Raw genomic sequence first — 24,621 nt, 5'->3', positions numbered from 1 at the left:
CTTCAGACAGGCGCCTGGCGCGCCAGCGTGCCGGCCGTGAGCGGAGCCGCATCGGCCGGCCAGGTATCGGCGATGTGGCCGTGCCGCCAGACGGCGTCGCATGCCGCCTCGAAGGCCGGTTGCTGTGCCGCCAGCGCGGCGCCGATCATGCCGGCGAGCACATCGCCGGTTCCGGCGGTTGCGAGCCGGGCGTTGCCTGTCAGGTTGAGCACCGCCGGCGCGTCACTGTCCTGGGCGATCACCGTCCCCGATCCCTTGAGCACGGCGACGACGCCGAAGCGCGTCGCGAGCTGGCGGGCTGCCGCCAGCCGGTCTGCCTGGACATCACTGGCCGTGCAGCCGAGGAGGCGCGCGGCTTCCAGTGGATGGGGCGTGATCACGGTCGGCCTTCCGCGCCGGGCACGCGATGCCAGCTGCGTCTGCAATGCGCTGTCGGTCGCGATGGCGTTGAGCGCATCCGCATCGAGCACCAGCGCAGCCGCCGTCGCCAGCACGCGCGGCAGCACCGAGCGAACGTCCGTGCCACCGCCGCAGCCGCAGACTGCGGTCATGCCCGAGAGGTCGAGCGCTGCGGCGTCCCGGATCATCAGCTCGGGTTGCGCCATGTCCACGGGCGCGGCACCCGGATCGAGCAGCCCGACGAACACCCGGCCGGCACCCGCATGCAGCGCGGCCGATCCAGCCAGCAACGCGGCGCCCGCCATGCCCGATGCTCCTCCGATCACCGCGACATCGCCGTAGCTGCCCTTGTGCGATGCGTGGGTACGGGGCCGCGCTTTCGGAGCGCCTGCCAGGCGCGCGGTCGGCGGCTCGGCGGTGTCGCCGCAACCCAGGTCGTCGAACCACACCGTGCCCGCCACATCGCGGCCCTGCGCGGTGAAGAGACCGGGCTTCAAGGTCAGGAAGGTCACGCAGAAGCGGGCCGTCTCCGGGTGGGCGCCGATGCGGCCCGACAGCACGCCCGTGTCCGCGTTCAGGCCGGACGGTACGTCGACGCCGAGCACCGGCTGGCCCTTGGCGTCCATCTCGCGCAGCCACTCGGCCATGACGCCTTCGGGCGGACGAGTCGATCCGATGCCGAGCAGCGCGTCGATCGCCAACTCGTACTCAGCGGGCGGCTTTTGCGCAAAGATGACGCTGGCGTCGCGGGCGCGCTGCAGCGATGCCTTGGCGTCGGGCGGCAGCCGGTTCTCGTCGCCCAGGAAGGTGACGATCGGCATGAAGCCCCGGTGCTGAAGCTGTGCAGCAGCTTCGAAGCCATCGCCGCCGTTGTTGCCCGGTCCGCAGGCGATCCAGATCGTGCGCGCATGCGGCGCGACCGCCATCGCGAGCCGCGCCACAGCAAGGCCGGCGCGCTGCATCAGCGTGTGGGCGGGCAGGGCGGTGGCTGCGGCCTGTTCGATGCGGCGTGTTGCCGCGATGTCGAACAGGTCGGCGACGGCGACGGTGGCGGAGGTGATGCGGTGCATCGAGGCATTTTGCCGCCCTATGATCGGCGAATGAAGCTCAAGAGCCTTGGCTGGCTGCTGGTCCTGTTGCTGGCGTGGGTCGTCTTTTTCGGGATTGCGACGCTGGCATGGATCGCTGGCATGGCGTGGTCGCTCGGCCTGCTGGGCATCGTGTGGGGTGCCTTCTTGCTGGCCGAAGTGAAGCGGTGGGTGCCGATGCGCGATGTGGCCTGGGTTGCAGGCGTTGCCTATGGCGTCGGCGTGATCCGCTGGTTCGACCTGCCGGTAGAGGGGCTTTCCTTCATGCAGCGTTGGCTGATGATGGGCGCCGATCTGCTGTGCCTGGCTTTCTTTGCGCTCGTGGCGCCCGCGCTGTTGGCGTGGGTCGCCCAGAAGCTCAGGCCGCCCGCGGAGCCCGACCTGGCGGTCGAGCCGCCGCCGAGCCCCGAAATGCTTCGGCGATGGGGCCCTAGAGACTGAGCCGCTCGACGCCCAGGCCTTCGAGATCGACGCCCGGGTCGCGTCCGCCGATCAGGTCGCCCAGCACGCGCGCGCTGCCGCACGACAGCGCCCAGCCGCTGGAGCCGTGGCCAAGGTTGAGCCACACGCCCGGAATGCCGCTGGCGCCCAGCACCGGCGGGCCGTCGGGCAGCATCGGCCGCGCGCCCTTCCATTGCTGCACGCCCGATTGCAGTGTGGCCGCGCCCGGAAACCAGTCGTGCAGCACCTTGTAGAGCGTCTGGATCGCGGCCGGATTCATCGTGTCGAGCGAGCCGCCGATCTCGGCACTGCCGGCCACGCGCACGCGCTGACCCAGGCGAGAGATGGCGACCTTGTAGCGCTCGTCCATCACCGCGCTGCGCGGCGCATTGAGCGGCTCGCGCACCGGCGCGCTGACCGAGTGGCCGTAGACCGGCGCTAGCGGAATACGCAGGCCCAGCGGGCGCAAGAGCGTCGCCGAGGCCAGGCCGGCGCACATGATCACGGCATCGAAGCGCAGCGCTTCCGAGCCGCTGGCGAGCGAGAGCGACGTGGGCGCCGCGCGGCTGAGCGGCGCAATGTCGCAGTTGAAATGAAACTGCGCGCCGAGCGCCTCCGCCTCCCACTTGAGCAGCAGTGCGAACTGGCGGCAATTGGCGACTTCGTCTTCGGGCAGGTGGATGGCGCCCGCAAGCGGCGTGTCGGCGTTGAGCGCGGGCTCGATCCGGCGGGCCTCGTCGGCATCGACTTCGCGAAACACGCTGCCGGCCGTGCGCAGCACTTCGAGTCCGGGCTGGATCAGCTTTTTCTCGCGCTTGGAGCGCAGCAGCACGAGGTAGCCGTCGCTGCGCTCGTAGCTGAGCTCGCGCGCCTCGCTCACTTCGTGCAGCCGGGTGCGGCTGTAGAAGGCCAGGCGCTGCATGCGGGCGCGGTTGGCCAGGTAGGTCTCCAGCTTGCAGGCCTTCTGCCAGCGCGACATCCAGCCGAGGTCGCGTGCGCCGAGAGGCCAGCGCAGCTTGATGGCGCCGTGCGAGGAGAGCAGCGAGCGCAGCACCTTCATGCGCATGCCCGGCGCGGCCCACGGCGTGACGTAGCCCGGCGCCACGACGCCGGCATTGGCGAAGCTGGCTTCTTCGGCCGCGGCGCCGCGGCGCTCGAACACGGTCACTTCATGGCCGTCGGAGACCAGTTCCCAGGCGGTGGTGACGCCGATGATGCCGGCGCCCACGATCGCGATTTTCATTGATTGTTCAGAGGTAAAGGAGACGGCTGACGCCCGTGAAGAGGCGTGGGCGGCTATGGGTTTTGCAGCGCTCGCTCCGCCTGCAGGGCGATGGCGAGCACGGCGTCATCATGCAGCGCCGCGTGCCAGAGCATCAGGCCGGCCGGCAATTCGCCGGCGGCGTGACAGGGCAACGAAATGGCGCAGCCGTCGAGCATGTTGACGATCGACGGGTTGCGCAGCAGCAGCGCATTGACGCGGAAGAATTCATCGTCGCGCTCGGCGCCCGGCGCCACGCTGGCGATGGACGGCGCGGTAATAGGCACGGTGGGCGAGAGCACGGCGTCGAAGGGCGCCAGCGCCGTTTCGACGCGGGCGATCCAGGCGCGGCGGGCGTTGATGAGGTCGATGTACTCATGGGCCTTCATCGCGGCGCCGCGCAGGATGCGCTGGGCCACGCGCGGGTCATAGCCCGCGCCGCTGCGCTCCAGCAGCAGGCGGTGCCAGGCGTGCGACTCGGCCGCGGAGAAGCCGCCGGTGGCGTTGATGGACTGCAAGTCGGCGAGCTCGGGCAGCTCGATTTCCTCGATGCGGGCGCCCGCGGCGCGAAGCGTTTTCAGCGTGCGCTCGAACGCGGCAGCCACGACGGGCTCGATGCCGTCGAAGAAAACGTTCTTCACGACCGCCAGCTTGTAGGCGGAGAGCGGGGCCGTACCGGCCGTCACGCGGCGCGCCGAGAGAATCTCGTGCGCGGTGATCGCATCGCGCACCGAGCGCGTCATGGCGCAGACGGTATCGAGCGTGGTCGACAGCGGCAGCGCGCCGTCGGCCGGCACCAGGCGGGCTGTGTTCTTGAAGCCGACGATGCCGTTCAGCGCCGCCGGGATGCGGATCGAGCCGCCGGTGTCGGAGCCCAGGCCGATGAAGGCGGCGCCGCTGCCCACCGAGATCGCCGCGCCGGAGGAGGAGCCGCCCGGGATGCGTGGCGTGGCCTTGTCGCTCACGTTGACCGGTGTCCCGTGGTGCGGATTGACGCCCACGCCCGAGAAGGCGAACTCGCTCATGTTGGTGCGGCCCGTGGGCACGCCGCCCGCAGCGCGGAGCCGCGCCACCGCGATGGCATCGGTCCTGGCGGCCGGGGCATGGGACAGGACGACGGACCCCGCGGGCGTCGGCTGGCCTGCGATGTCGAACAAGTCCTTGGAAGTGAAGGCGAGTCCGGCGAGCCTGCTTTCGGGGTTCGCCTCGGCGGCGCTCCGGCGGGCTTCGTCGAACATCGTGCGGGTGAAGACGTGAGCGCAGGCCGGGGACCGGGAGATTTCGATGGCGCGCTCCATTTCGGTGCGTGCATCGGAGCCACCTGCCTGAAGGGTGAGACGGGCGGCGTGAAGGTCGTTCATGGGTGGCTGCGGGTGCCGCGGGCGGCTCGGTTCAAGGGGAAAGAGGGGCTGCGGCCGTGCTATACTCTTTGGGTTTCGCTGGTCGAGCGACGGCTCCCGTTGCATCCAGTCAAACACATCCGCAAACCAGCCCAATCAAGGTGTTGTGACTCCATTCGAAAGGAGCGCAAAACGGGCTGGATTTTAGACCCAACCTTTGGAGTAATTTCTAATGTCTACCACCATGCGCGAAATGCTGGAAGCCGGTGTCCATTTCGGTCACCAAACCCGCTTCTGGAACCCCAAGATGGCGCCGTTCATCTTCGGCCATCGCAACAAGATCCACATCATCAACCTGGAAAAGTCGCTCCCGATGTTCCAGGACGCGATGAAGTACGCCAAGCAACTCACGGCCAACCGCGGCACGATCCTGATGGTCGGCACGAAGCGCCAGGCCCGTGAAATCGTGGCGGCAGAAGCCCGTCGCGCCGGCGTGCCTTTCGTGGACACCCGCTGGCTCGGCGGCATGCTGACCAACTTCAAGACCGTCAAGACCTCGATCAAGCGTCTGAAGGACATGAAGGCTCAGCAGGAAGCCGGCCTCGACAGCCTGAGCAAGAAGGAGCAACTGACCTTCTCGCGCGAAATCGCGAAGCTCGAAAAGGACATCGGCGGCATCCAGGACATGGCTGCACTGCCCGACGCCATCTTCGTGATCGACGTGGGCTTCCACAAGATCGCCGTGGCCGAAGCCAAGAAGCTGGGCATCCCGCTGATCGGCGTGGTGGACTCCAACCACTCGCCCGAAGGCATCGACTACGTGATCCCCGGCAACGACGACTCGTCCAAGGCCGTCACGCTGTACGCACGCGGCATCGCCGACGCGATCATCGAAGGCCGCAACAGCGCCGGTGGTGACGTGGTCAAGGCCATCGCCGAGGGCAGCAGCGACGAATTCGTCGAAGTCGAAGAAAGCGCTTCGGCCTGATTGGTGCTCTCGCGAGCCTGAAGAAGGGGCTTTGGTGCCCCTTTTTTTTAACCTGATTTTTGGATTTACGGAGATACACAAATGGCTGCAATCACCGCAAGCATGGTCGGCGAACTGCGCGCAAAGACCGACGCGCCGATGATGGAATGCAAGAAGGCCCTGACCGAGGCCGAAGGCAACATGGAAAAGGCCGAAGAGCTGCTGCGCATCAAGCTCGGCAACAAGGCCGGCAAGGCATCGGGCCGCATCACCGCCGAAGGCGTGGTCACGGCTTACGTCGACGGCGCTGTCGGCGGCATGATCGAGATCAACTGCGAAACCGACTTCGTCACCAAGAACGACAGCTTCCTGGCCCTGGCCAACGCTGCCGCGATGCTGGTCGCCAAGAACAACCCCGCGGACATCGCTGCCCTGGGCGCGCTGGCCTATGAGCAGGACGGCTTCGGCCCCACGCTCGAAGACGTGCGCAAGGGCCTGATCGGCAAGATCGGCGAGAACATGAGCTTCCGCCGCTTCAAGCACTTCGCGGGCAACGGCAAGCTGGCTTCGTACCTGCACGGCACGCGCATCGGCGTGATGGTCGAGTTCGAGGGCGACGACACGTCGGCCAAGGACGTCGCGATGCACATCGCCGCCATGAAGCCGGTCGCCATCCAGGCGTCGGACGTGCCTGCCGACCTGATCGAAAAAGAGCGCGCCGTGGCCGCCGGCAAGGCTGCCGAAGACCGCAAGACGGCCGAGGCCGAAGGCAAGAAGCCGCAGCCCGACGACATCGTTGCCAAGCGCATCGAAGGCGGCGTGCAGAAGTACCTGAAGGAAGTCTCGCTGCACAACCAGTCGTTCGTGAAGAACGACAAGCAGACCGTCGAGCAGATGCTCAAGGCTGCCGACACGTCGATCAAGGGTTTCACCCTGTACGTGGTCGGCGAAGGCATCGAGAAGAAGGTCGACGACTTCGCCGCCGAAGTGGCCGCGCAAGTTGCAGCAGCCAAGGCCGCTGCTTAAGCCATAAGGCTTCCAACGACGGCGCGTGCTCGCGTGCCGTCGTTTTTTCATCGCTACGTTTTACACTCGTCACCGCCAACCCCAAAGGAAATTGCCCATGTCTGATGCCCGCCCAGCCCACAAGCGAATCTTGTTGAAGCTGTCGGGAGAGGCATTGATGGGCGATGACGCCTTCGGCATCAACCGCGCGACCATCGTTCGCATGGTCCAGGAAGTGGCCGAGGTGGTGAACATGGGCGTCCAGGTGGCGGTCGTGATCGGCGGCGGCAACATCTTCCGCGGCGTGGCTGGCGGCTCGGTCGGCATGGACCGCGCCACCGCCGACTACATGGGGATGCTGGCCACCGTCATGAACTCGCTGGCCCTCGCCGACGCGATGGACAAGCAGGGGCTCATCGCCCGCGTGATGTCCGCCATCGCCATCGAGCAGGTCGTGGAGCCCTATGTGCGCCCCAAGGCCCTGCAGTACCTCGAAGAGGGCAAGGTCGTGGTGTTCGCAGCCGGTACCGGCAATCCGTTCTTCACCACCGACACGGCCGCTGCGCTGCGCGGTGCCGAGATCGGCGCCGAGCTGGTGCTCAAGGCGACCAAGGTGGACGGCGTCTATTCCGCCGACCCCAAGACCAACCCCGACGCGACGCGCTACGTCTCGCTCAGTTTCGACGAGGCGATCGCAAAGAATCTCGGCATCATGGACGCCACGGCCTTTGCGCTGTGCCGCGACCAGAAGCTGCCGATCAAGGTGTTCTCGATCCTCAAGAACGGCGCGTTCAAGCGCGTCGTGATGGGCGAGGACGAAGGCACGCTGGTGCATGCCTAGGAGTATTTGAGATGACCATTGCAGACATCCGCAATGCGACCGACGCGAAGATGAATCAGTCGCTCGCCGCATTCCAGAACAACCTCACCAAGATCCGTACGGGCCGTGCCAACTCGGCGCTGCTCGACTCGATCCACGTCGAGTACTACGGCTCGCAAGTGCCGCTCAGCCAGGTGGCCAACGTGTCGGTGCTCGACTCGCGCACCATCAGCGTCCAGCCCTGGGAAAAGGGCATGGGCGCCAAGATCGAGAAGGCCATCCGCGAAAGCGACCTGGGCCTGAACCCGGCGTCGATGGGCGACCTGATCCGCGTGCCGCTGCCCGCCATGAGCGAAGAGCGCCGCAAGGAAATGACCAAGCTGGTCCGCAACGAAGGCGAAACCGCCAAGGTCGCCACGCGCAACCTGCGCCGCGACGCGAACGAGTCGGTCAAGAAGCTGGTCAAGGACAAGCTGGCGTCCGAGGACGACCAGAAGCGCGCCGAAGCCGACATCCAGAAGGTCACCGACCGCCATATCGCGGAAATCGACCGCCTGGTCACGGCCAAGGAAGCGGAGATCATGGCCGTTTGAGGCCCGTCATGGCCTCTTCGCCGCCGCGCATTCCCCACCACGTTGCCATCGTCATGGACGGCAACGGCCGTTGGGCGACGCGGCGGTTCATGCCCCGCGTGGCAGGGCACAAGCAGGGCGTGGAATCGCTGCGGCGCTGCGTCAAGGCCTGTGCCGATCGCGGCGTGGGCGTGCTCACCGTGTTCGCGTTCTCCTCGGAGAACTGGAACCGCCCCGCCGAGGAAGTCTCCGGGCTGATGGAGCTGATGGTGGGCGCACTCGCGCGCGAGGTGCCGCGGCTGAGCCGCGACGGCGTGCGACTGCATTTCGTCGGCGAGCGCGCCGGCCTGTCCGCCAAGATGGTGGCCGCGCTGATCGAAGCCGAAACGACCACGGCGCACAACACGCGGCTCGTGCTGAACGTCTGTTTCAACTACGGGGGACGCTGGGACATCGCCCAGGCCGCGGCCAAGCTGGCCGCGCAGGGCCTTCCGATGACCGAGATGAACATGGACCGCGCGATGGCGCTGGCCCATGTGCCCGACCCGGACCTGTTCATCCGCACCGGCGGCGAGCAGCGGCTGTCGAATTTTCTGCTCTGGCAGAGCGCCTACGCCGAGCTCTTCTTCAGCGACAAGCTCTGGCCCGAATTCGACGAGGCCGCGCTGGACGCGGCCATTGCCGCATTCCAGAGCCGCGAGCGCCGCTTCGGCCAAACCTCGGCACAGGTCTCGACGGCTGCGGCCTGAGAAGACCTCACAACCTCCCGCATGCTCAAACAACGCATCCTCACGGCGATCGTGCTGCTCGCGATCCTGCTGCCAGCGCTGTTCTATCGACACTACATTCCCTTCGCCTGCGTGATGCTCGTGCTGATCGGCGCGGCCGCGTGGGAGTGGGGACGTCTGAACGGCTACGGGCAGGGCATGTCGCTGTTCCTCGGCGCCGAGATGGTGGTGCTCTGCGGGCTTTCGTGGTGGCTGGGCCTGCTCGAGCAACCGCTGATCCTCATGTGGACCCTGGCCAGCGCGGCCTGGGTGCTCGGCGGCGCGGCGCTGCTGCGCGTGGCGGTGCCGGGCTGGCCCCGCATTCCGCGCGGGCTGCGCCTGGTCGGCGGCTTGCTGGCGCTGTGGGTCGCGTGGCTGGCCGCGGTGCAGGCACGCATGGTCGGCATCAATTTCCTGCTGTCGATCCTGGTGCTGGTCTGGGTGGCGGACGTGTTCGCCTATTTCGCGGGCCGCGCCTTCGGCCTGAAGTTCACACGCGGCAAGCTGGCCCCGGCCATCAGCCCCGGCAAGAGCTGGGAAGGCGTGTGGGGCGGAATGATCGGCGTCATCGTGCTGGCCTTCGCCTGGGTCTGGGCCGACCGCCACTTCGGCGCGGCGGTGCCCAGCCTCTACACCCGCCTGTTCGAGCGCGGCTGGTGGCTGCTCTTGATCGGCGCAGTGTTTCTCGCCGCGATGAGCGTCGTGGGCGACCTGGTCGAATCGCTGATCAAGCGCAGTGCCGGCGCCAAGGACAGCAGCCGGCTGCTCCCCGGCCATGGCGGCGTGCTCGACCGCGTGGATGCCCTCTTGCCGGCACTTCCCATTGCCATGATGCTGGCCTTCCTGTGAACACTCCCAAACAACGCGTCACGGTGCTGGGCTCGACCGGGTCGGTCGGCGTGAGCACGCTGGACGTCATTGCGCGGCACCCCGAGCGTTTCGAGGTGTTTGCGCTGTCCGCTGCCACCAAGGTGGACGAGATGCTTGCGCAGTGCGCGCAGTTTTCGCCCCGGTTCGCCGTGATGGCAAGCGCGCCGCATGCCCAGTTGCTGGCCGAGAAACTCAAGCAAAGCGGCCTGAAGACACGCGTGCTGATGGGCTCGGATGCTATTGAAAACATAGCTTCGCACGAAGACGTGGATGCCGTCATGGCCGCCATCGTCGGCGCTGCCGGGCTCGGGCCCTGCCTGGCGGCGGCGCGTGCCGGCAAGCGCCTTCTGCTGGCCAACAAGGAAGCGCTGGTCGTCGGCGGCGAACTGTTCATGCGCACGGTGCGAGAAGGCGGCGCCACGCTGCTGCCGATCGACAGCGAGCATTCGGCGATCTTCCAGTCGCTCCCCGAAGACCCGTCCACCTGGGCGCGGCGCATCGACAAGATCATCCTGACCGCTTCGGGCGGCCCGTTCCTCACCCGTTCGCCCGGCTCGCTGGGCGCCGTGACGCCCGAGCAGGCCTGTGCGCATCCGAACTGGGTCATGGGCCGCAAGATATCGGTCGACTCGGCCACGATGATGAACAAGGCGCTCGAAGTGATCGAGGCGCGCCACCTGTTCGGCGTCTCGCCCGAGCAGATCGAGGTCGTCATCCATCCACAGAGCGTCGTGCACTCGATGGTGCAGTTCACCGACGCCTCGGTCATCGCCCAGCTCGGCACGCCCGACATGCGGGTGCCCATCGCGGTCGGTCTGGCCTGGCCCGAGCGCATCGAGAGCGGGGCGGCGCGGCTCGATTTTCGCCAGATGGCATCGCTGACCTTCGATGCACCCGACGCGGCGCTATTCCCGGGCCTGGGTCTTGCGTGGCATGCATTGCGCGCCGCACCCGGCACGACGGCGGTACTCAATGCGGCCAACGAGGTCGCTGTCGAGGCCTTCCTTGACCGGCGCCTGCGTTTCGACCGAATTCATGCGGTCAACATGGAAACTTTGGAAACCGTCGCCCCCTCCAAGCCGGCATCGCTGGCCGACCTGCTGGCGCTCGACGCCAGCGCCCGGGCGGCCGCCAATGCCGCGGCGCTGCGTTTCGCAGCCTGACTTTTCCCATTCGCAGAGGATCCGATGCTCACTGTCATAGCCTTCGTGGTTGCACTCGGGGTCCTGATCGCGGTGCACGAATACGGTCACTACCGCGTAGCCGTTGCCTGCGGCGTCAAGGTGGAGCGCTTTTCGGTCGGATTCGGCAAGGCACTGTTCCGCTGGCAACCCAAGCGCCAGCACCCGGGGCAGCAGACCGAATTCGTCATCGCCGCCTTCCCGCTGGGCGGCTACGTCAAGATGCTCGACGAGCGCGAAGGGCCGGTGGCTCCCGAGGAGCGGCACCGGGCCTTCAACACCCAGCCCCTGCGTTCGCGCGCGGCCATCGTGGCGGCCGGGCCCATCGCCAACCTGCTGCTGGCGATCGTGCTTTACACGGCCGTCAACTGGATCGGCGTGGAAGAGCCGGTCGCCAGGCTGGCGCGGCCGGTGGCGGCTTCGCTGGCCGAGGCCGCGGGCCTGCGCGGCGGTGAACACATCACGCGCGCCGGCTTCGACGGCGATCTGACGCCCGTCCAGTCCTTCGAGGACCTGCGCTGGCGCATGACGCAGGGCGCGCTCGATGCCCGGGACCTGACGCTCGAAGTGGCTGGCGAAGACGGCAAGCCCGCGCGCCAGCTGGTGCTGCCATTGAGCCGGATGGAGGCCAAGGACGCCGATCCGCAGATGTTCCGCAAGATCGGCGTGCTCGCCCCCCTGACCCGGCCGGAGATCGGCGACGTCATGGCCGGCAGCGCGGGCGAGCAGTCGGGCTTGCGCAAGGGCGACCTGGTGCGCGCCATCGGCGATACGGCCATCTACGACGGACAGCAGTTGCGCGAGGTGATCCGGGCGTCGGTCGACGGCGATCAGCCGCGCACCCAGGCCTGGCAGGTCCAGCGCGATGGTCAGCTGCTCACGCTCCAGGTGAAGCCCGAAGTGCGCGAGGAGGGCGCCGCCAAGATCGGCCGCATCGGCGCTTACGTCGGTGCCCCGCCCGACATGGTGACGGTGCGCCAGGGGCCGGGCGATGGCGTCTGGCGCGGCGTGGTGCGCACATGGGAGATGTCCGCATTGACCGTCCGCATGATGGTCAAGATGGTGACCGGACAGGCTTCGCTCAAGAACCTGAGCGGCCCGTTGACCATTGCCGACTACGCGGGCAAGTCCGCAAGCCTCGGCCTGACCCAGTACCTGATCTTCCTGGCGGTCATCAGCGTGAGCCTGGGCGTGCTCAATCTCATGCCGCTCCCGGTCCTCGATGGGGGACACCTGATGTATTATCTTTGGGAGGGCCTGACCGGCAAAAGCGTCTCTGACGCCTGGATGGAACGGCTTCAGCGCGGCGGTGTCGCCTTGTTGCTGGTCATGATGTCGGTCGCACTCTTCAACGACGTCACGCGGCTCTTTGGTTAACTTTCTGCCCGGCCCTTTCCGTGCCGGCTCAATTCTCAGATGAACAAAAACTCCAATCGCTTTCGCCTGCGTAGCGTTGTCGCGGTGGTCGCCAGCGCACTTGCAGCCACGGCAGCCTGGGCCGTCGAGCCTTTCACGGTGCGCGACATTCGCGTCGAAGGCCTGCAACGCGTGGAGGCCGGCACGATCTTCGCGTCGCTGCCAGTGCGCGTGGGCGATACCTACAGCGACGAACGCGGCTCGGCCGCCATTCGCGCGCTGTTCGACCTGGGGTTGTTCAAGGATGTCCGCATCGACGTGAACGGCAATGTGCTGGTGGTGATCGTCGAAGAGCGCCCGACCATTGCAGACGTCGATTTCGTCGGCACCAAGGAATTCGACAAGGCAGCGCTGCAGAAGGCGCTGCGCGAAGTCGGACTGACCGATGGCCGTCCCTACGACAAGGCGCTGGCCGATCGTGCGGAGCAGGAACTCAAGCGCCAGTACGTGAGCCGCAGCCTGTACAACGCGCAGGTCGTGACGACCGTCACGCCCATCGAACGCAACCGCGTCAACCTGACGTTCACCGTCACCGAAGGCGATTCCGCACGCATCCGCGAAGTCCATATCGTCGGCGGCAAGGCCTTCAGCGAATCCACGTTGCTGAGCCTTTTCGACCAGGACAGCGGCGGCTTCATGAGCTGGTACACCAAGTCCAACCAGTACTCGCGCGCCAAGCTCAACGCCGACCTCGAAACGCTGCGCTCGTACTACATCACGCGTGGCTACCTCGAGTTCCGCATCGATTCGACCCAGGTCGCCATCTCGCCGGACCGCAAGGACCTGTCGGTCACGGTCAACATCACCGAAGGCGAAAAGTTCGTGGTGGCGGGCGTCAAGCTCAATGGCAACTACCTCGGGCGCGACGACGAATTCAAGTCGCTGATCACCATCAAGCCCGGCGAGCCCTACAACGGCGAGCTGGTCACCGAAACCACCAAGGCGTTCAGCGACTATTTCGGCACCTTCGGCTACGCCTTCGCCCGTGTGCAGGCCGTTCCCGACATCGACCGCGTCAACAACCGCGTCACGCTCACGCTGCAGGCCGAGCCTTCGCGCCGCGTGTACGTGCGCCGCGTGTCCGTCGGTGGCAACAACAAGACCCGCGACGAAGTGATTCGCCGCGAGTTCCGCCAGTTCGAAGCCTCCTGGTACGACGGCGACAAGATCAAGCTCTCGCGCGACCGCGTGGACCGCCTGGGCTTCTTCACCGAAGTGAACGTCGAGACCCAGGAAGTGCCCGGCTCGCCCGACCAGGTGGACCTAACGGTCAACGTGGCCGAAAAGCCCACCGGCAGCCTGCAATTGGGCGCCGGTTACTCGAGCGCGGAAAAGGTCGCGCTGACCTTCGGCATCTCGCAGGAAAACGTGTTCGGTTCGGGCAACTTCCTGGGCGTGTCGGTCAACACCAGCAAGTACAACCGCACGCTGTCGGTGACCACCACCGATCCGTACTTCACGAAGGACGGCATCTCGCGCACCATCAGCGTGTATCACACGACGACGCGTCCGTACTCGACGACCCTCGACGGTGACTACAAGCTGGTCAACCAGGGCGCATCCATCCGCTTCGGCGTGCCGTTCAGCGAAGTCGACACCATCTTCTTTGGCGTCGGTCTCGAGCGCTACGCATTCGACCCGAACAGCACGACGTCCTTCTCGGGCCTGTACACGCCGAATTCCTACCTGCGCTATTTCCAGTGCGAAAGGGATGCGACGGGTCTGTTCGTGACCGGCTGCGACCAGAAGAGCGTCTGGGGCGTGCCGCTGACCATCGGCTGGGGCCGCGACAGCCGCGACAGCGCGCTGATTCCAACGACGGGGCGCCTGCAGCGCGCCAACCTGGAGCTCGGCGCCGCGGGCGACATGAAGTACGTCAAGACGAACTACCAGTACCAGCAGTTCTTCGCGATCAACAAGCAATACACCTTCGCCATCAACGGCGAGGTCGGCTACGCCAAGGCCCTCGGCGGCAAGGTCTACCCGATCTTCAAGAATTTCTACGCTGGTGGCCTGGGCTCGATCCGCGGCTTCGAACAGAACTCGCTGGGTCCGCGCGATGTGCCGCTTTTCGGCCAGACCGAAGGCGCGGCGCTGGGCGGTACCAAAAAGGCAATCTTCAACGCCGAACTCAGCACGCCGTTCCCGGGTGCCGGCAACGACCGCACCCTGCGTCTGTACGGCTTCTTCGACGTCGGCAATGTGTTCGGCTCCCGCGCTGCCGGCCTGACCGACGAGCAATACAAGGCGCAGAAGAAGTTGCGTGCCTCGGTGGGTCTGGGCATCAGCTGGATCTCGCCGCTGGGCCCGCTGCGCCTGGCGTACGCTTTCCCCGTCAAGTCCCAAAAGGAAGTGCTCGACCCAACCACCGGCTTCGTCGTGATCCCGAAGGATAGAATCCAGCGCTTGCAATTCCAGATCGGAACGTCTTTCTAAATGAAGCATTTGATCCGCGCCGCGGCTGGCGCGCTGTTGATTCCCGCTTTCGCGATCGTGGCTGCGCCTGCACAGGCGCAGGAAACCTTTCGCATCGGCTTCGTGAATCCGGACCGCGTGCTGCGTGAAGCGCAGCCGGCCAAGGCGGCCCAGGCGAAGCTGGAAGCCGAGTTCCTCAAGCGCGAGAAGGACCTGACCGCGCAAGGCGACGCATTGAAGACGGCCTCGGAACGGTTCGAGCGCGAAGCGCCGACCATCTCCGAAAGCCAGCGCGCGACGCGCCAGAAGGCGCTGATCGACCAGGACCGCGAGTTCCAGCGCCGCCGCCGCGAATTTCAGGAAGACCTGAATGCGCGCAAGAACGAAGAGCTCCAGCAGGTCTACGAGCGCGCCAATCGCGTCGTGAAACAGGTGGCGGAAGCTGAAAAGTACGACGCCATCCTGCAGGAAGCGATCTACATCAATCCGAAGCACGACATCACCGACAAGGTGATCAAGGCGCTGAACGCGTCGGTCGGCTCCCCAGCGCCCGCGGCCGGCAAGTAACGCCGCGAACCGGCGTGTCGCTGCAGCTCGGAGCCATTGTCGACGCCCTGGGGGGCGAGCTTCATGGAGATGCCATGCTGTCCATCGAGCGGCTCTCGCCGCTCCAGAATGCACAGCCCGATGCGCTCAGTTTCCTGAGCCATCCCAAGTATCAGCAGGAACTTGCGGCCTCCAAGGCTGCCTGTGTGATCGTGTCGCCTGCCATGCAGGAGGCGGCTGCTGCGCGGGGCGCGTTCATCGTCACGCCTGATCCTTATCTCTACTTTGCGCGCCTGACACAGCTCTGGAAGGCGCATCACGCGCGCCCGGAGGCCGATCTCATCCATCCGTCCGCCGTGATCCATCCGCAAGCCCATGTCGACGCCACGGCGCGCATCGGCGCGCTCTGCGTGGTGGAGCGGGGCGCGCGCATCGGCGCGGGCACGGTGCTGAAGTCGCGCGTGACGGTCAGCGAAGACTGCACGATCGGCGAGCGCTGCCTGCTGCACCCGGGTGTGGTGATCGGCGCCGACGGCTTCGGCCTTGCGCTGCACCAGGGCGCCTGGGTCAAGATCGAGCAGCTGGGCGCGGTGCGCATCGGCAACGACGTGGAAATCGGTGCCAACACCTGCATCGACCGCGGCGCGCTGGACGACACCGTGATCGAAGACGGCGTGAAGCTCGACAACCTGATCCAGATCGGCCACAACGTGCGCATCGGCAAGAACACGGCCATGGCGGGCTGCGTCGGCGTGGCCGGTAGCGCCACCATCGGTGCGAACTGCACCTTCGGCGGCGGGGCCATCGTGCTGGGCCATTTGACGGTGGCCGACGGCGTGCACGTGTCCGCCGCGACCACCGTGACCCGATCGATTCACAAGGCCGGCCAGTACACCGGCATGTTTCCCATCGATGACAATGCGAGCTGGGAAAAGAATGCGGCAACGCTCAAGCAGTTGCACAGCCTGCGCGAACGACTGAAGGCGCTGGAGAAGGCTCCCCCGAAAAAATGACGACGATGCAGGAACAGAAAATCATGACGACGACGCTCGATATCCATCAAATCCTCAAGCTGCTTCCCCACCGCTACCCGTTCCTGCTGGTGGACCGCGTGCTGGACATGGAAAAGGGCAAGCGCATCACGGCGCTCAAGAACGTGACGATGAACGAGCCGTTCTTCAACGGTCACTTCCCGCACCGTCCGGTGATGCCGGGCGTGCTGATGCTCGAAGCCATGGCGCAGGCCGCGGCCCTGCTGTCGTTCCACTCGCTGGACATCGTGCCGGACGACAACACCGTCTACTACTTCGCCGCCATCGACGGCGCGCGCTTCAAGCGCCCCGTGGAACCCGGCGACCAGCTCACCCTCGAGGTCGAGATCGAACGCATGAAGGCCGGCATCTCGAAGTTCAAGGGCCGCGCGCTGGTGGGCAGCGAACTGGCCTGCGAAGCCACGCTGATGTGCGCGATGCGCCAGATCAGCTGATCACCAGGCCGCAGTCACTTGCAAGGCATGACCCAGGTTCATTCGACAGCGCTCGTCGACCCCCAGGCACAACTGGACGCCTCGGTGTCGGTCGGCCCCTACACCGTTATCGGCCCGCACGTGCGCGTCGGGGCGGGCACCACCATCGGCGCGCACTGCGTGATCGAGGGGCGCACGACCATCGGGCGCGACAACAGGATTTTTCAGTTCTCCTCGCTCGGCGCGGTACCGCAGGACAAGAAATACGCGGGCGAGCCGACCGAGCTCGTCATCGGCGACCGCAATGTCATTCGCGAGTTCTGCACCTTCAACCTCGGCGTGCCGGGGGCAGGGGGCGTGACCCGCGTGGGCAGCGACAACTGGATCATGGCGTACACGCACATCGCGCACGACTGCCATGTCGACAACCACACCACGCTGGCCAACAACACGACGCTGGCGGGCCATGTGCACCTGGCCGACTGGGTCACGGTCGGCGGGCTCACCGGCATCCACCAGTTCGTCTCGGTCGGCGCCCACGCCATGGTCGGCTTCGCGAGCGCGGTCTCGCAGGACGTGCCGCCCTTCATGCTGGTCGACGGCAATCCGCTGGCGGTTCGCGGCTTCAATGTCGTGGGCCTGCGCCGGCGCGATTTCTCGGCGCAGCGGCTGGCGGCGGTCAAGCAGATGCACAAGCTGTTGTATCGCCAGGGCAAGACGCTCGAAGAGGCGCGCGCAGGCATCGCGGCGCTGACTGCCGAGATGCCCGAGGCGGCAGGTGACATCACCTTGATGGAATCCTTCCTCGCCGGTTCCACGCGCGGCATCGCGCGCTGACGTGACGGCGATGCAGTCAGTCGAACAGCGACGCTTCGCGCTGGTCGCGGGCGAAGCGTCCGGCGACCTGCTCGCAGGCTTGCTGCTCGACGGCCTCCAGGCCCGCTGGCCCGGGCTCCAGACCGCCGGCATCGGCGGACCCCGGATGCTCGCGCACGGCTTCGAAAGCTGGTGGCCGCAGGAAAAGCTCGCAGTGCGCGGCTATATCGAGGTGCTGCGGCACTATGCCGAAATTGCAGGCATCCGCCGCCAACTCAAGGCCCGGCTGCTGCAGGAGCGTCCGGAGCTCTTCATCGGCGTCGATGCGCCCGATTTCAACCTGGACCTCGAAGCCGGCCTGCGCAGCCGAGGCATCAAGACCGTGCATTTCGTCTGCCCCTCGATCTGGGCATGGCGGCCGGAGCGCATCGAGAAGATCCGGGCGGCGGCCGACCATGTGCTGTGCATCTTCCCCTTCGAGCCCGAGTTGCTGGAAAAGCAGGGAGTCGCCGCGAGCTACGTAGGCCATCCTGTGGCCAACGTGATCCCGATGACGCCGGACCGCGCCGCGGCGCGCACCGCGCTGGGCCTGGCGCCCGATGCGCAGGTCGTCGCCTTGCTGCCGGGCAGCCGCCGCTCCGAGATCCGCTACCTGGCCGCCCGATTCTTCGCAGCCGCTGCGCTGATGCAGAAGACGCGGCCCGAACTCCAGTTCGTGGCGCCCATCATTCCCAGCCTGCGCGCCGAGGTCGACGCCTTGGTCCAGGCCAGCGGCATGGCAGGCCGGGTGAAGCTGCTGGACGGCCAGTCGCATGCGGCCCTGGCCGCCTGCGACGCCACGCTGATCGCGAGTGGCACCGCCACCCTCGAGGCGGCGCTCTTCAAGCGGCCGATGGTCATCGCTTACAACATGAACGGGCTCTCGTGGCGCCTGATGCAGCGCAAGCAGTTGCAGCCGTGGGTCGGCCTGCCCAACATCCTCTGCCGCGAGTTCGTGGTGCCCGAGTTGCTGCAGGAAGCCGCCACGCCCGAGGCGCTGGCCGGGGCCACGCTGGCCTGGCTCGACGCGCCCGAAAAGACGCGGGCCCTGCAACAAAGATTTTCCGAGCTGCACGTGCAATTGCAGCGCGATACGCCGACACTTTGCGCCGATGCGATCCAGAAAGTTCTTGAAGGCTGAGCAGGCCCGTCTGGTATGGGACGCGCCCGGCCTGCTCGCAGGCGTGGACGAGGCCGGCCGCGGCCCGCTGGCGGGCCCTGTGGTGGCCGCGGCGGTGATCCTGGACGACACCCGGCCGATCCGCGGCCTGGCCGATTCCAAGACCCTCACGCCCTTGCAGCGCGAGCGCCTGCACGACCAGATCCTGGCCAAGGCCCTTTGCTGCTCCATCGCCCAGGCGAGCGTGGAGGAAATCGACACGCACAACATCCTGCAGGCCACGATGCTTGCCATGCGCCGCGCGGTCGAAGGCTTGCGCCTGAAGCCGGCCAAGGTGCTGGTCGACGGCAACCGCCTGCCGACGCTCGACGTGCTGGCCGAAGCCGTGGTCAAGGGCGATGCGCTGGTCAAGGCGATATCCGCTGCGTCGATCCTGGCCAAGGTCCACCGCGACCGGCTGTGCGAGCAGCTGCATGTGGAGTTTCCGAACTACGGTTTTGCCGGACACAAGGGCTACGGCACGCCGGAACACCTGGAGGCGCTGCAGCGACACGGCGCCTGCGTGCACCACCGCAGGTCGTTCAGCCCGGTTGCCGCCGCGCTGGCTCGGACGGCAGCGGGCGAAATGCTGGTCATCCAGACCCTGTCGGCTTCGCCCGAGGTGCTGGCTGCCACGGTCGAGACCGTGCACCTCGACTTGCGCGCTGCGCCCTGAACCCGATGACCACCGACCCCGGCGCGAGCCTCATCAGTTCGCGCGACAACCCGCTGCTCAAGGACCTGCGCAAGCTCGCCCAGGACCCGGGTGCCTACCGCAAGCTGGGGCGTATCTGGCTTGAAGGCGATCATCTGTGCCGCGCGGCGCTGGCACGCGGCGTCAAGCCGGCGATTGCGGTGTTTTCCGAATCCTTCTGGCCGACTGCCCCCGCGGAATGGGGGGCGAGTGCTATGAAAACCGTAGTTGTCGCCGACGATCTGCTGCGCGGCGTCAGCGGGCTGGAGTCGCCGGCGCCGATGGGCTTCGTGCTCGACCAGCCGGCGCGGCCGGACTTGATCCCCGATACCCCCAGCGTGGTGCTCGACCGCCTGCAGGATGCCGGCAATGCCGGCTCCATCCTGCGCAGCGCGGCTGCTTTCGGCTTCACCCAGGTGATCGCCCTCAAGGGCACCGCCGCGCTGTGGGCGCCGAAGGTGCTGCGCGCCGGCATGGGCGCCCATTTCGGCCTGCGGTTGATCGAAGGTGTAGAAGCCGATGCGCTCGATGCGTTGAAGATCCCGCTGGTGGCGACCAGTTCGCACCGCGGCGAGTGGCTGCACAAGGCCCGCCTGCCGCACCCCTGCGCCTGGTTGATGGGGCACGAGGGGCAGGGCGTTTCCCCTGCACTGGAGGCTCGGGCGACCCATCACATCCGCATCGCGCAGCCCGGCGGCGAGGAGTCGCTGAATGTGGCCGCCGCCGCCGCCATCTGCCTGCATGCGAGCGGAGCGGCCTTCCAGGCCGAATAGGCCTCCAGTCCGGGCTACAATCGGGGGCTTACTCGCAATAGCGTCGCCCGGCCGCCTTTAACGCCAAAATCCCCTGAAGCAGCAGTCCGCAGGCAACGCGCCTGGGGCTCCGGGCGACCGTAACCATCCGGAGAACCCAGTGCTTTTGTCTCTCAAGGGAAATTTCCCGCCCGCCATCCTGGCGCTCGCAGACGGCACGGTCTTTCAAGGCAATTCGATCGGAGCCGCCGGCTCCACGACCGGTGAAGTGGTGTTCAACACCGCCATGACCGGTTACCAGGAAATCCTCACCGACCCGAGCTACTGCCAGCAGATCGTCACCTTGACGTATCCGCACATCGGCAACTACGGCGTCAACGGGGAAGACATCGAAGCCGACAAGATCCATGCCGCGGGCCTGATCATCAAGGACCTGCCCCTCGTCGCCTCCAACTTCCGCCAGACCGCCACGCTGAGCGAATACCTCGTGGCCGGCCAGACGGTGGCCATCGCGAACATCGACACCCGCAAGCTCACGCGGCACCTGCGCACCCACGGCGCGCAGAACGGCTGCATCCTGGGCCTGGCCGCAGGCGAAGCCGTGACGCAGGCGCTGATCGACAAGGCCATCGCCGCCGCCAAAGGCGCGCCGAGCATGGCCGGCCTGGACCTCGCCAAGGTGGTGTCCGTCACCGAGACCTACGAGTGGACCGAGACCGAGTGGAAGCTGGGCGCGGGCTACGGCGTGCAGATCACGCCGAAGTTCCACGTCGTCGCCTTCGACTACGGCGTCAAGAAGAACATCCTGCGCATGATCGCCCAGCGCGGCGCGCGCATCACCGTGGTGCCGGCCCAGACGCCCGCGGCCGATGTGCTCAAGTTGAAACCCGACGGCATCTTCCTGGCCAACGGCCCCGGCGACCCGGAGCCTTGCGACTACGCGATCAGCGCCGTCAAGGAGCTGATCGAAACCGGCATTCCCACCTTCGGTATCTGCCTGGGCCACCAGATCATGGCGCTGGCTTCCGGCGCCAAGACCTTCAAGATGAAGTTCGGCCACCACGGCGCGAACCACCCGGTGAAGGACCTGGACAACGGCCGCGTGAGCATCACCAGCCAGAACCACGGCTTCGCGGTCGATGAGAAGTCGCTGCCGGCCAACCTGCGTCCCACGCACATCAGCCTGTTCGACAACACGCTGCAGGGGCTGGCGCGCACCGACAAGCCCGCGTTCTGCTTCCAGGGCCACCCGGAAGCCTCGCCCGGCCCGCACGACATCGGCTATTTGTTCGATCGCTTCACGGCACTCATGGAAAAGAACAAGACAGAAAAGACGGAAAAGACGGAGAGCAAGAATGCCTAAGCGCACAGACCTCAAATCGATCCTCATCATCGGCGCCGGCCCGATCATCATCGGCCAGGCCTGCGAGTTCGACTACTCCGGCGTGCAGGCCTGCAAGGCGCTGCGCGAAGAGGGCTACAAGGTCATCCTGATCAACAGCAACCCCGCGACGATCATGACCGACCCGGCCACGGCCGACGTCACCTACATCGAGCCCATCACCTGGCAGACGGTCGAGAAGATCATCGCCAAGGAACGCCCCGACGCGATCCTGCCGACCATGGGCGGCCAGACCGCCCTGAACTGCGCGCTGGACCTCTGGCGCAACGGCGTGCTCGACAAGTACACGGGCGCGGCCACCGGCAAGCCGGTCGAACTGATCGGTGCCACGCCCGAAGCCATCGACAAGGCCGAGGACCGCCTGAAGTTCAAGGACGCGATGACCAAGATCGGTCTCGGTTCGGCCCGCTCGGGCATCGCGCACACGATGGACGAAGCCTGGGCCGTGCAGAAGACGCTCGGCTTCCCGACCGTGATCCGCCCCAGCTTCACGCTCGGCGGCACCGGCGGCGGCATCGCCTACAACCCGGACGAATTCGAGACCATCTGCAAGCGCGGCATCGAAGCCTCGCCCACCAACGAGCTGCTGATCGAAGAATCGCTGCTCGGCTGGAAAGAGTACGAGATGGAAGTCGTGCGCGACAAGGCCGACAACTGCATCATCGTCTGCTCGATCGAAAACCTCGACCCGATGGGCGTGCACACCGGCGACTCGATCACCGTGGCCCCGGCGCAGACGCTGAGCGACAAGGAATACCAGATCCTGCGCAACGCCTCGCTGGCCGTGCTGCGCGAGATCGGCGTGGACACCGGTGGCTCGAACGTGCAGTTCTCCATCAACCCGAAGGACGGCCGCATGGTCGTCATCGAGATGAACCCGCGCGTGTCGCGTTCGTCGGCGCTGGCCTCCAAGGCCACGGGCTTCCCGATCGCCAAGGTCGCGGCCAAGCTGGCCGTGGGCTACACGCTCGACGAGCTGCGCAACGAAATCACCGGCGGCGCCACGCCCGCGTCGTTCGAGCCGTCGATCGACTACGTGGTCACCAAGATCCCGCGTTTCGCGTTCGAGAAATTCCCGCAGGCCGATTCGCGCCTGACCACGCAGATGAAGTCGGTGGGCGAGGTCATGGCCATGGGCCGCACCTTCCAGGAATCGTTCCAGAAGGCCCTGCGCGGTCTCGAAGTGGGCGTGGACGGCCTGAACGAGAAGACGCAGGACCGCGAAGTGCTCGAAAAGGAACTGGGCGAGCCCGGTCCCGAGCGCATCTGGTACGTGGGCGATGCCTTCGCCATGGGCCTGAGCGTGGACGAAGTGTTCGCGCTGACCAAGATCGACCCGTGGTTCCTGGTGCAGATCGAGGAGATCGTGAAGATCGAGCTCGAACTGGAAACCAAGTCGCTGGACGACATCGACAAGGACACGCTGCTCGCGCTGAAGAAAAAGGGCTTCTCCGACCGGCGCCTGGCCAAGCAGCTGAAGACCACCGACACGGCCATTCGCGAGAAGCGCCGTGCCCTGGGCGTGCGTCCGGTTTACAAGCGCGTGGACACCTGCGCGGCCGAGTTCGCGACCAACACGGCCTACATGTACTCGACCTATGAAGACGAGTGCGAAGCCGACCCGACGGACAAGAAGAAGATCATGGTGCTCGGCGGCGGTCCCAACCGCATCGGCCAGGGCATCGAGTTTGACTACTGCTGCGTGCACGCCGCGCTCGCGATGCGCGAGGACGGCTACGAGACCATCATGGTCAACTGCAACCCCGAGACCGTGTCCACCGACTACGACACCTCGGACCGCCTGTACTTCGAGCCGCTCACGCTCGAAGACGTGCTGGAGATCGTCGACAAGGAAAAGCCGCTCGGCGTGATCGTGCAGTACGGCGGCCAGACGCCGCTCAAGCTCGCGCTCGACCTCGAAGCGAATGGCGTGCCGATCATCGGCACCTCGCCCGACATGATCGACGCGGCCGAAGACCGCGAGCGCTTCCAGAAGCTGCTGCACGAGCTGGGCCTGCGCCAACCGCCGAACGCCACCGCGCGCACCGAACCCGAAGCGCTCGAAAAAGCCGCCGCCCTCGGCTACCCGCTGGTGGTGCGCCCGAGCTACGTGCTGGGCGGCCGCGCGATGGAAATCGTGCACGAGCAGCGCGACCTGGAGCGCTACATGCGCGAAGCGGTCAAGGTGAGCAACGACTCGCCGGTGCTGCTCGACCGCTTCCTGAACGACGCCGTCGAGTGCGATGTCGACTGCATCCGCGATGCCGAAGGCGGCACGCTGATCGGTGGCGTGATGGAGCACATCGAGCAAGCCGGCGTGCACTCGGGCGACTCCGCCTGCTCGCTGCCGCCCTACAGCCTGAGCGCGGAAACCATTGCCGAGCTGAAGCGCCAGAGCGCCGCGATGGCCAAGGCCCTGAACGTGATCGGCCTGATGAACGTGCAGTTCGCGATCCAGCAAAAGGATGGCAAGGACGTCATCTACGTGCTCGAAGTGAACCCGCGCGCCTCGCGCACCGTGCCCTACGTGAGCAAGGCCACCGGCATCCAGCTGGCCAAGGTGGCGGCACGCTGCATGGCCGGCCAGTCGCTCGCGTCGCAGGGCGTGACCAAGGAAGTCACGCCGCCGTACTTCAGCGTGAAGGAGGCCGTGTTCCCGTTCGTCAAATTCCCGGGCGTGGACACGATCCTCGGCCCCGAGATGAAGTCGACCGGCGAAGTGATGGGCGTGGGCAAGACCTTCGGCGAAGCCTTCGTGAAGTCGCAGATAGGCGCAGGCACGCACCTGCCGAAGTCGGGCAAGGTCTTCATCTCGGTGAAGAACAACGACAAGGCGCGCGCGGTCGAAGTGGCGCGCGGCTTGGCGAAGCTGGGTTTCGAGCTCATCGCCACCAAGGGCACGGCAGCTGCCATCAGCACCGCGGGCATCGAATGCGCGACGGTGAACAAGGTGACCGAAGGCCGCCCGCACATCGTGGACATGATCAAGAACAACGAGATTGCGCTGGTCATCAACACGGTGGAAGAGCGCCGCAACGCCATCACCGATTCGCGGCAGATCCGCACCTCGGCGCTGCTCGCCCGCGTGACCACCTTCACCACGATCTTCGGCGCCGAAGCCGCGGTCGAGGGCATGGGCTTCATGGACGAGCTGGGGGTGATCTCGGTGCAGGAGATGCACGCGCAACTGGCGGCGGTGGCCTGAG

At 66.4% G+C, this 24,621-nt stretch carries 22 protein-coding genes; 19 read left to right on the top strand and 3 right to left on the bottom strand.

Features of this window, described 5'->3' with window-relative positions; all coding sequences use genetic code 11:
• Positions 1-2: 2 nt before the first annotated feature.
• Complete coding sequence (locus BM133_RS08955; protein WP_093433107.1) at positions 3-1,469, bottom strand: NAD(P)H-hydrate dehydratase; 1,467 nt, start codon at positions 1,467-1,469, stop codon at positions 3-5.
• A gap of 30 nt (positions 1,470-1,499) precedes the next feature.
• On the opposite strand from BM133_RS08955, the gene BM133_RS08950 reads away from it, so the two are divergent.
• Positions 1,500-1,928 (top strand): hypothetical protein, encoded by a 429-nt coding sequence (locus tag BM133_RS08950; protein ID WP_093433105.1) that lies wholly within the window; start codon positions 1,500-1,502, stop codon positions 1,926-1,928.
• Here BM133_RS08950 and BM133_RS08945 read toward each other — a convergent pair.
• Both BM133_RS08945 and BM133_RS08940 read right to left on the bottom strand, forming a co-directional pair.
• The gene (locus tag BM133_RS08945; protein ID WP_093433104.1) at positions 1,918-3,171 is read right to left on the bottom strand and encodes a D-amino acid dehydrogenase; all 1,254 of its coding nucleotides are present in this window, start codon (positions 3,169-3,171) and stop codon (positions 1,918-1,920) included. The two genes, BM133_RS08950 and BM133_RS08945, sit on opposite strands and share 11 nt — an antisense overlap.
• A gap of 53 nt (positions 3,172-3,224) precedes the next feature.
• Complete coding sequence (locus BM133_RS08940; protein ID WP_093433102.1) at positions 3,225-4,550, bottom strand: amidase; 1,326 nt, start codon at positions 4,548-4,550, stop codon at positions 3,225-3,227.
• A 211-nt stretch (positions 4,551-4,761) separates the two neighbouring features.
• Here BM133_RS08940 and rpsB point away from each other — a divergent pair, with 211 nt between their 5' ends.
• The 18 genes from rpsB (at position 4,762) to carB (ending at position 24,620) form a co-directional block, all read left to right on the top strand.
• Complete coding sequence (gene rpsB, locus BM133_RS08935) at positions 4,762-5,517, top strand: 30S ribosomal protein S2 (protein ID WP_013541740.1); 756 nt, start codon at positions 4,762-4,764, stop codon at positions 5,515-5,517.
• A gap of 81 nt (positions 5,518-5,598) precedes the next feature.
• The gene (gene tsf / locus BM133_RS08930; protein WP_093433101.1) at positions 5,599-6,522 is read left to right on the top strand and encodes a translation elongation factor Ts; all 924 of its coding nucleotides are present in this window, start codon (positions 5,599-5,601) and stop codon (positions 6,520-6,522) included.
• 97 nt (positions 6,523-6,619) lie between these two features.
• Positions 6,620-7,342 carry a UMP kinase gene (gene pyrH, locus BM133_RS08925; RefSeq protein ID WP_093433099.1) on the top strand — a complete coding sequence of 241 codons (723 nt, stop codon included), beginning with the start codon at positions 6,620-6,622 and terminating at the stop codon, positions 7,340-7,342.
• A gap of 11 nt (positions 7,343-7,353) precedes the next feature.
• Positions 7,354-7,914: a ribosome recycling factor gene (frr, locus tag BM133_RS08920; RefSeq protein WP_093433098.1), complete on the top strand. Its 561-nt coding sequence runs from the start codon at positions 7,354-7,356 to the stop codon at positions 7,912-7,914.
• Between the two features lie 8 nt (positions 7,915-7,922).
• Positions 7,923-8,642, top strand: a complete 720-nt coding sequence (uppS, locus tag BM133_RS08915; RefSeq protein WP_093433096.1) for a polyprenyl diphosphate synthase — start codon at positions 7,923-7,925, stop codon at positions 8,640-8,642.
• Positions 8,643-8,663: 21 nt separating this feature from the next.
• Positions 8,664-9,509, top strand: a complete 846-nt coding sequence (locus BM133_RS08910) for a phosphatidate cytidylyltransferase (RefSeq protein ID WP_093433095.1) — start codon at positions 8,664-8,666, stop codon at positions 9,507-9,509.
• Positions 9,506-10,693: a 1-deoxy-D-xylulose-5-phosphate reductoisomerase gene (gene ispC, locus BM133_RS08905; protein WP_093433093.1), complete on the top strand. Its 1,188-nt coding sequence runs from the start codon at positions 9,506-9,508 to the stop codon at positions 10,691-10,693. The genes BM133_RS08910 and ispC overlap by 4 nt, the downstream gene beginning before the upstream one ends.
• 24 nt (positions 10,694-10,717) lie before the next feature.
• Positions 10,718-12,088, top strand: a complete 1,371-nt coding sequence (gene rseP, locus BM133_RS08900) for an RIP metalloprotease RseP (protein ID WP_093433092.1) — start codon at positions 10,718-10,720, stop codon at positions 12,086-12,088.
• A gap of 39 nt (positions 12,089-12,127) precedes the next feature.
• Positions 12,128-14,563 (top strand): outer membrane protein assembly factor BamA, encoded by a 2,436-nt coding sequence (bamA, locus tag BM133_RS08895; RefSeq protein ID WP_093433090.1) that lies wholly within the window; start codon positions 12,128-12,130, stop codon positions 14,561-14,563.
• Positions 14,564-15,109 (top strand): OmpH/Skp family outer membrane protein, encoded by a 546-nt coding sequence (locus BM133_RS08890; RefSeq protein WP_093433089.1) that lies wholly within the window; start codon positions 14,564-14,566, stop codon positions 15,107-15,109. It begins immediately after the preceding gene.
• Between the two features lie 14 nt (positions 15,110-15,123).
• Positions 15,124-16,101, top strand: a complete 978-nt coding sequence (lpxD, locus tag BM133_RS08885; protein WP_093433087.1) for a UDP-3-O-(3-hydroxymyristoyl)glucosamine N-acyltransferase — start codon at positions 15,124-15,126, stop codon at positions 16,099-16,101.
• Between the two features lie 23 nt (positions 16,102-16,124).
• Complete coding sequence (gene fabZ, locus BM133_RS08880; protein ID WP_013541729.1) at positions 16,125-16,574, top strand: 3-hydroxyacyl-ACP dehydratase FabZ; 450 nt, start codon at positions 16,125-16,127, stop codon at positions 16,572-16,574.
• 27 nt (positions 16,575-16,601) lie between these two features.
• Positions 16,602-17,390, top strand: a complete 789-nt coding sequence (lpxA, locus tag BM133_RS08875; protein WP_093433086.1) for an acyl-ACP--UDP-N-acetylglucosamine O-acyltransferase — start codon at positions 16,602-16,604, stop codon at positions 17,388-17,390.
• A gap of 10 nt (positions 17,391-17,400) precedes the next feature.
• Positions 17,401-18,549 carry a lipid-A-disaccharide synthase gene (gene lpxB, locus BM133_RS08870; protein ID WP_093435194.1) on the top strand — a complete coding sequence of 383 codons (1,149 nt, stop codon included), beginning with the start codon at positions 17,401-17,403 and terminating at the stop codon, positions 18,547-18,549.
• The gene (gene rnhB, locus BM133_RS08865) at positions 18,521-19,243 is read left to right on the top strand and encodes a ribonuclease HII (RefSeq protein WP_093433084.1); all 723 of its coding nucleotides are present in this window, start codon (positions 18,521-18,523) and stop codon (positions 19,241-19,243) included. The genes lpxB and rnhB overlap by 29 nt, the downstream gene beginning before the upstream one ends.
• A gap of 5 nt (positions 19,244-19,248) precedes the next feature.
• Positions 19,249-20,034 carry a TrmH family RNA methyltransferase gene (locus tag BM133_RS08860; protein WP_093433083.1) on the top strand — a complete coding sequence of 262 codons (786 nt, stop codon included), beginning with the start codon at positions 19,249-19,251 and terminating at the stop codon, positions 20,032-20,034.
• 139 nt (positions 20,035-20,173) lie between these two features.
• Positions 20,174-21,376, top strand: a complete 1,203-nt coding sequence (carA, locus tag BM133_RS08855) for a glutamine-hydrolyzing carbamoyl-phosphate synthase small subunit (protein WP_093433081.1) — start codon at positions 20,174-20,176, stop codon at positions 21,374-21,376.
• Positions 21,369-24,620, top strand: coding sequence for a carbamoyl-phosphate synthase large subunit (carB, locus tag BM133_RS08850; protein ID WP_093433080.1), 3,252 nt, complete (start codon positions 21,369-21,371; stop codon positions 24,618-24,620). The genes carA and carB overlap by 8 nt, the downstream gene beginning before the upstream one ends.
• Position 24,621: the final 1 nt, after the last annotated feature.

Origin of the sequence: Variovorax sp. 770b2, assembly GCF_900115685.1 — a bacterium.
In the GTDB taxonomy this organism is placed as follows: Bacteria; Pseudomonadota; Gammaproteobacteria; order Burkholderiales; family Burkholderiaceae_C; genus Variovorax.
This window is presented reverse-complemented; position numbering and strand designations above follow the sequence as displayed.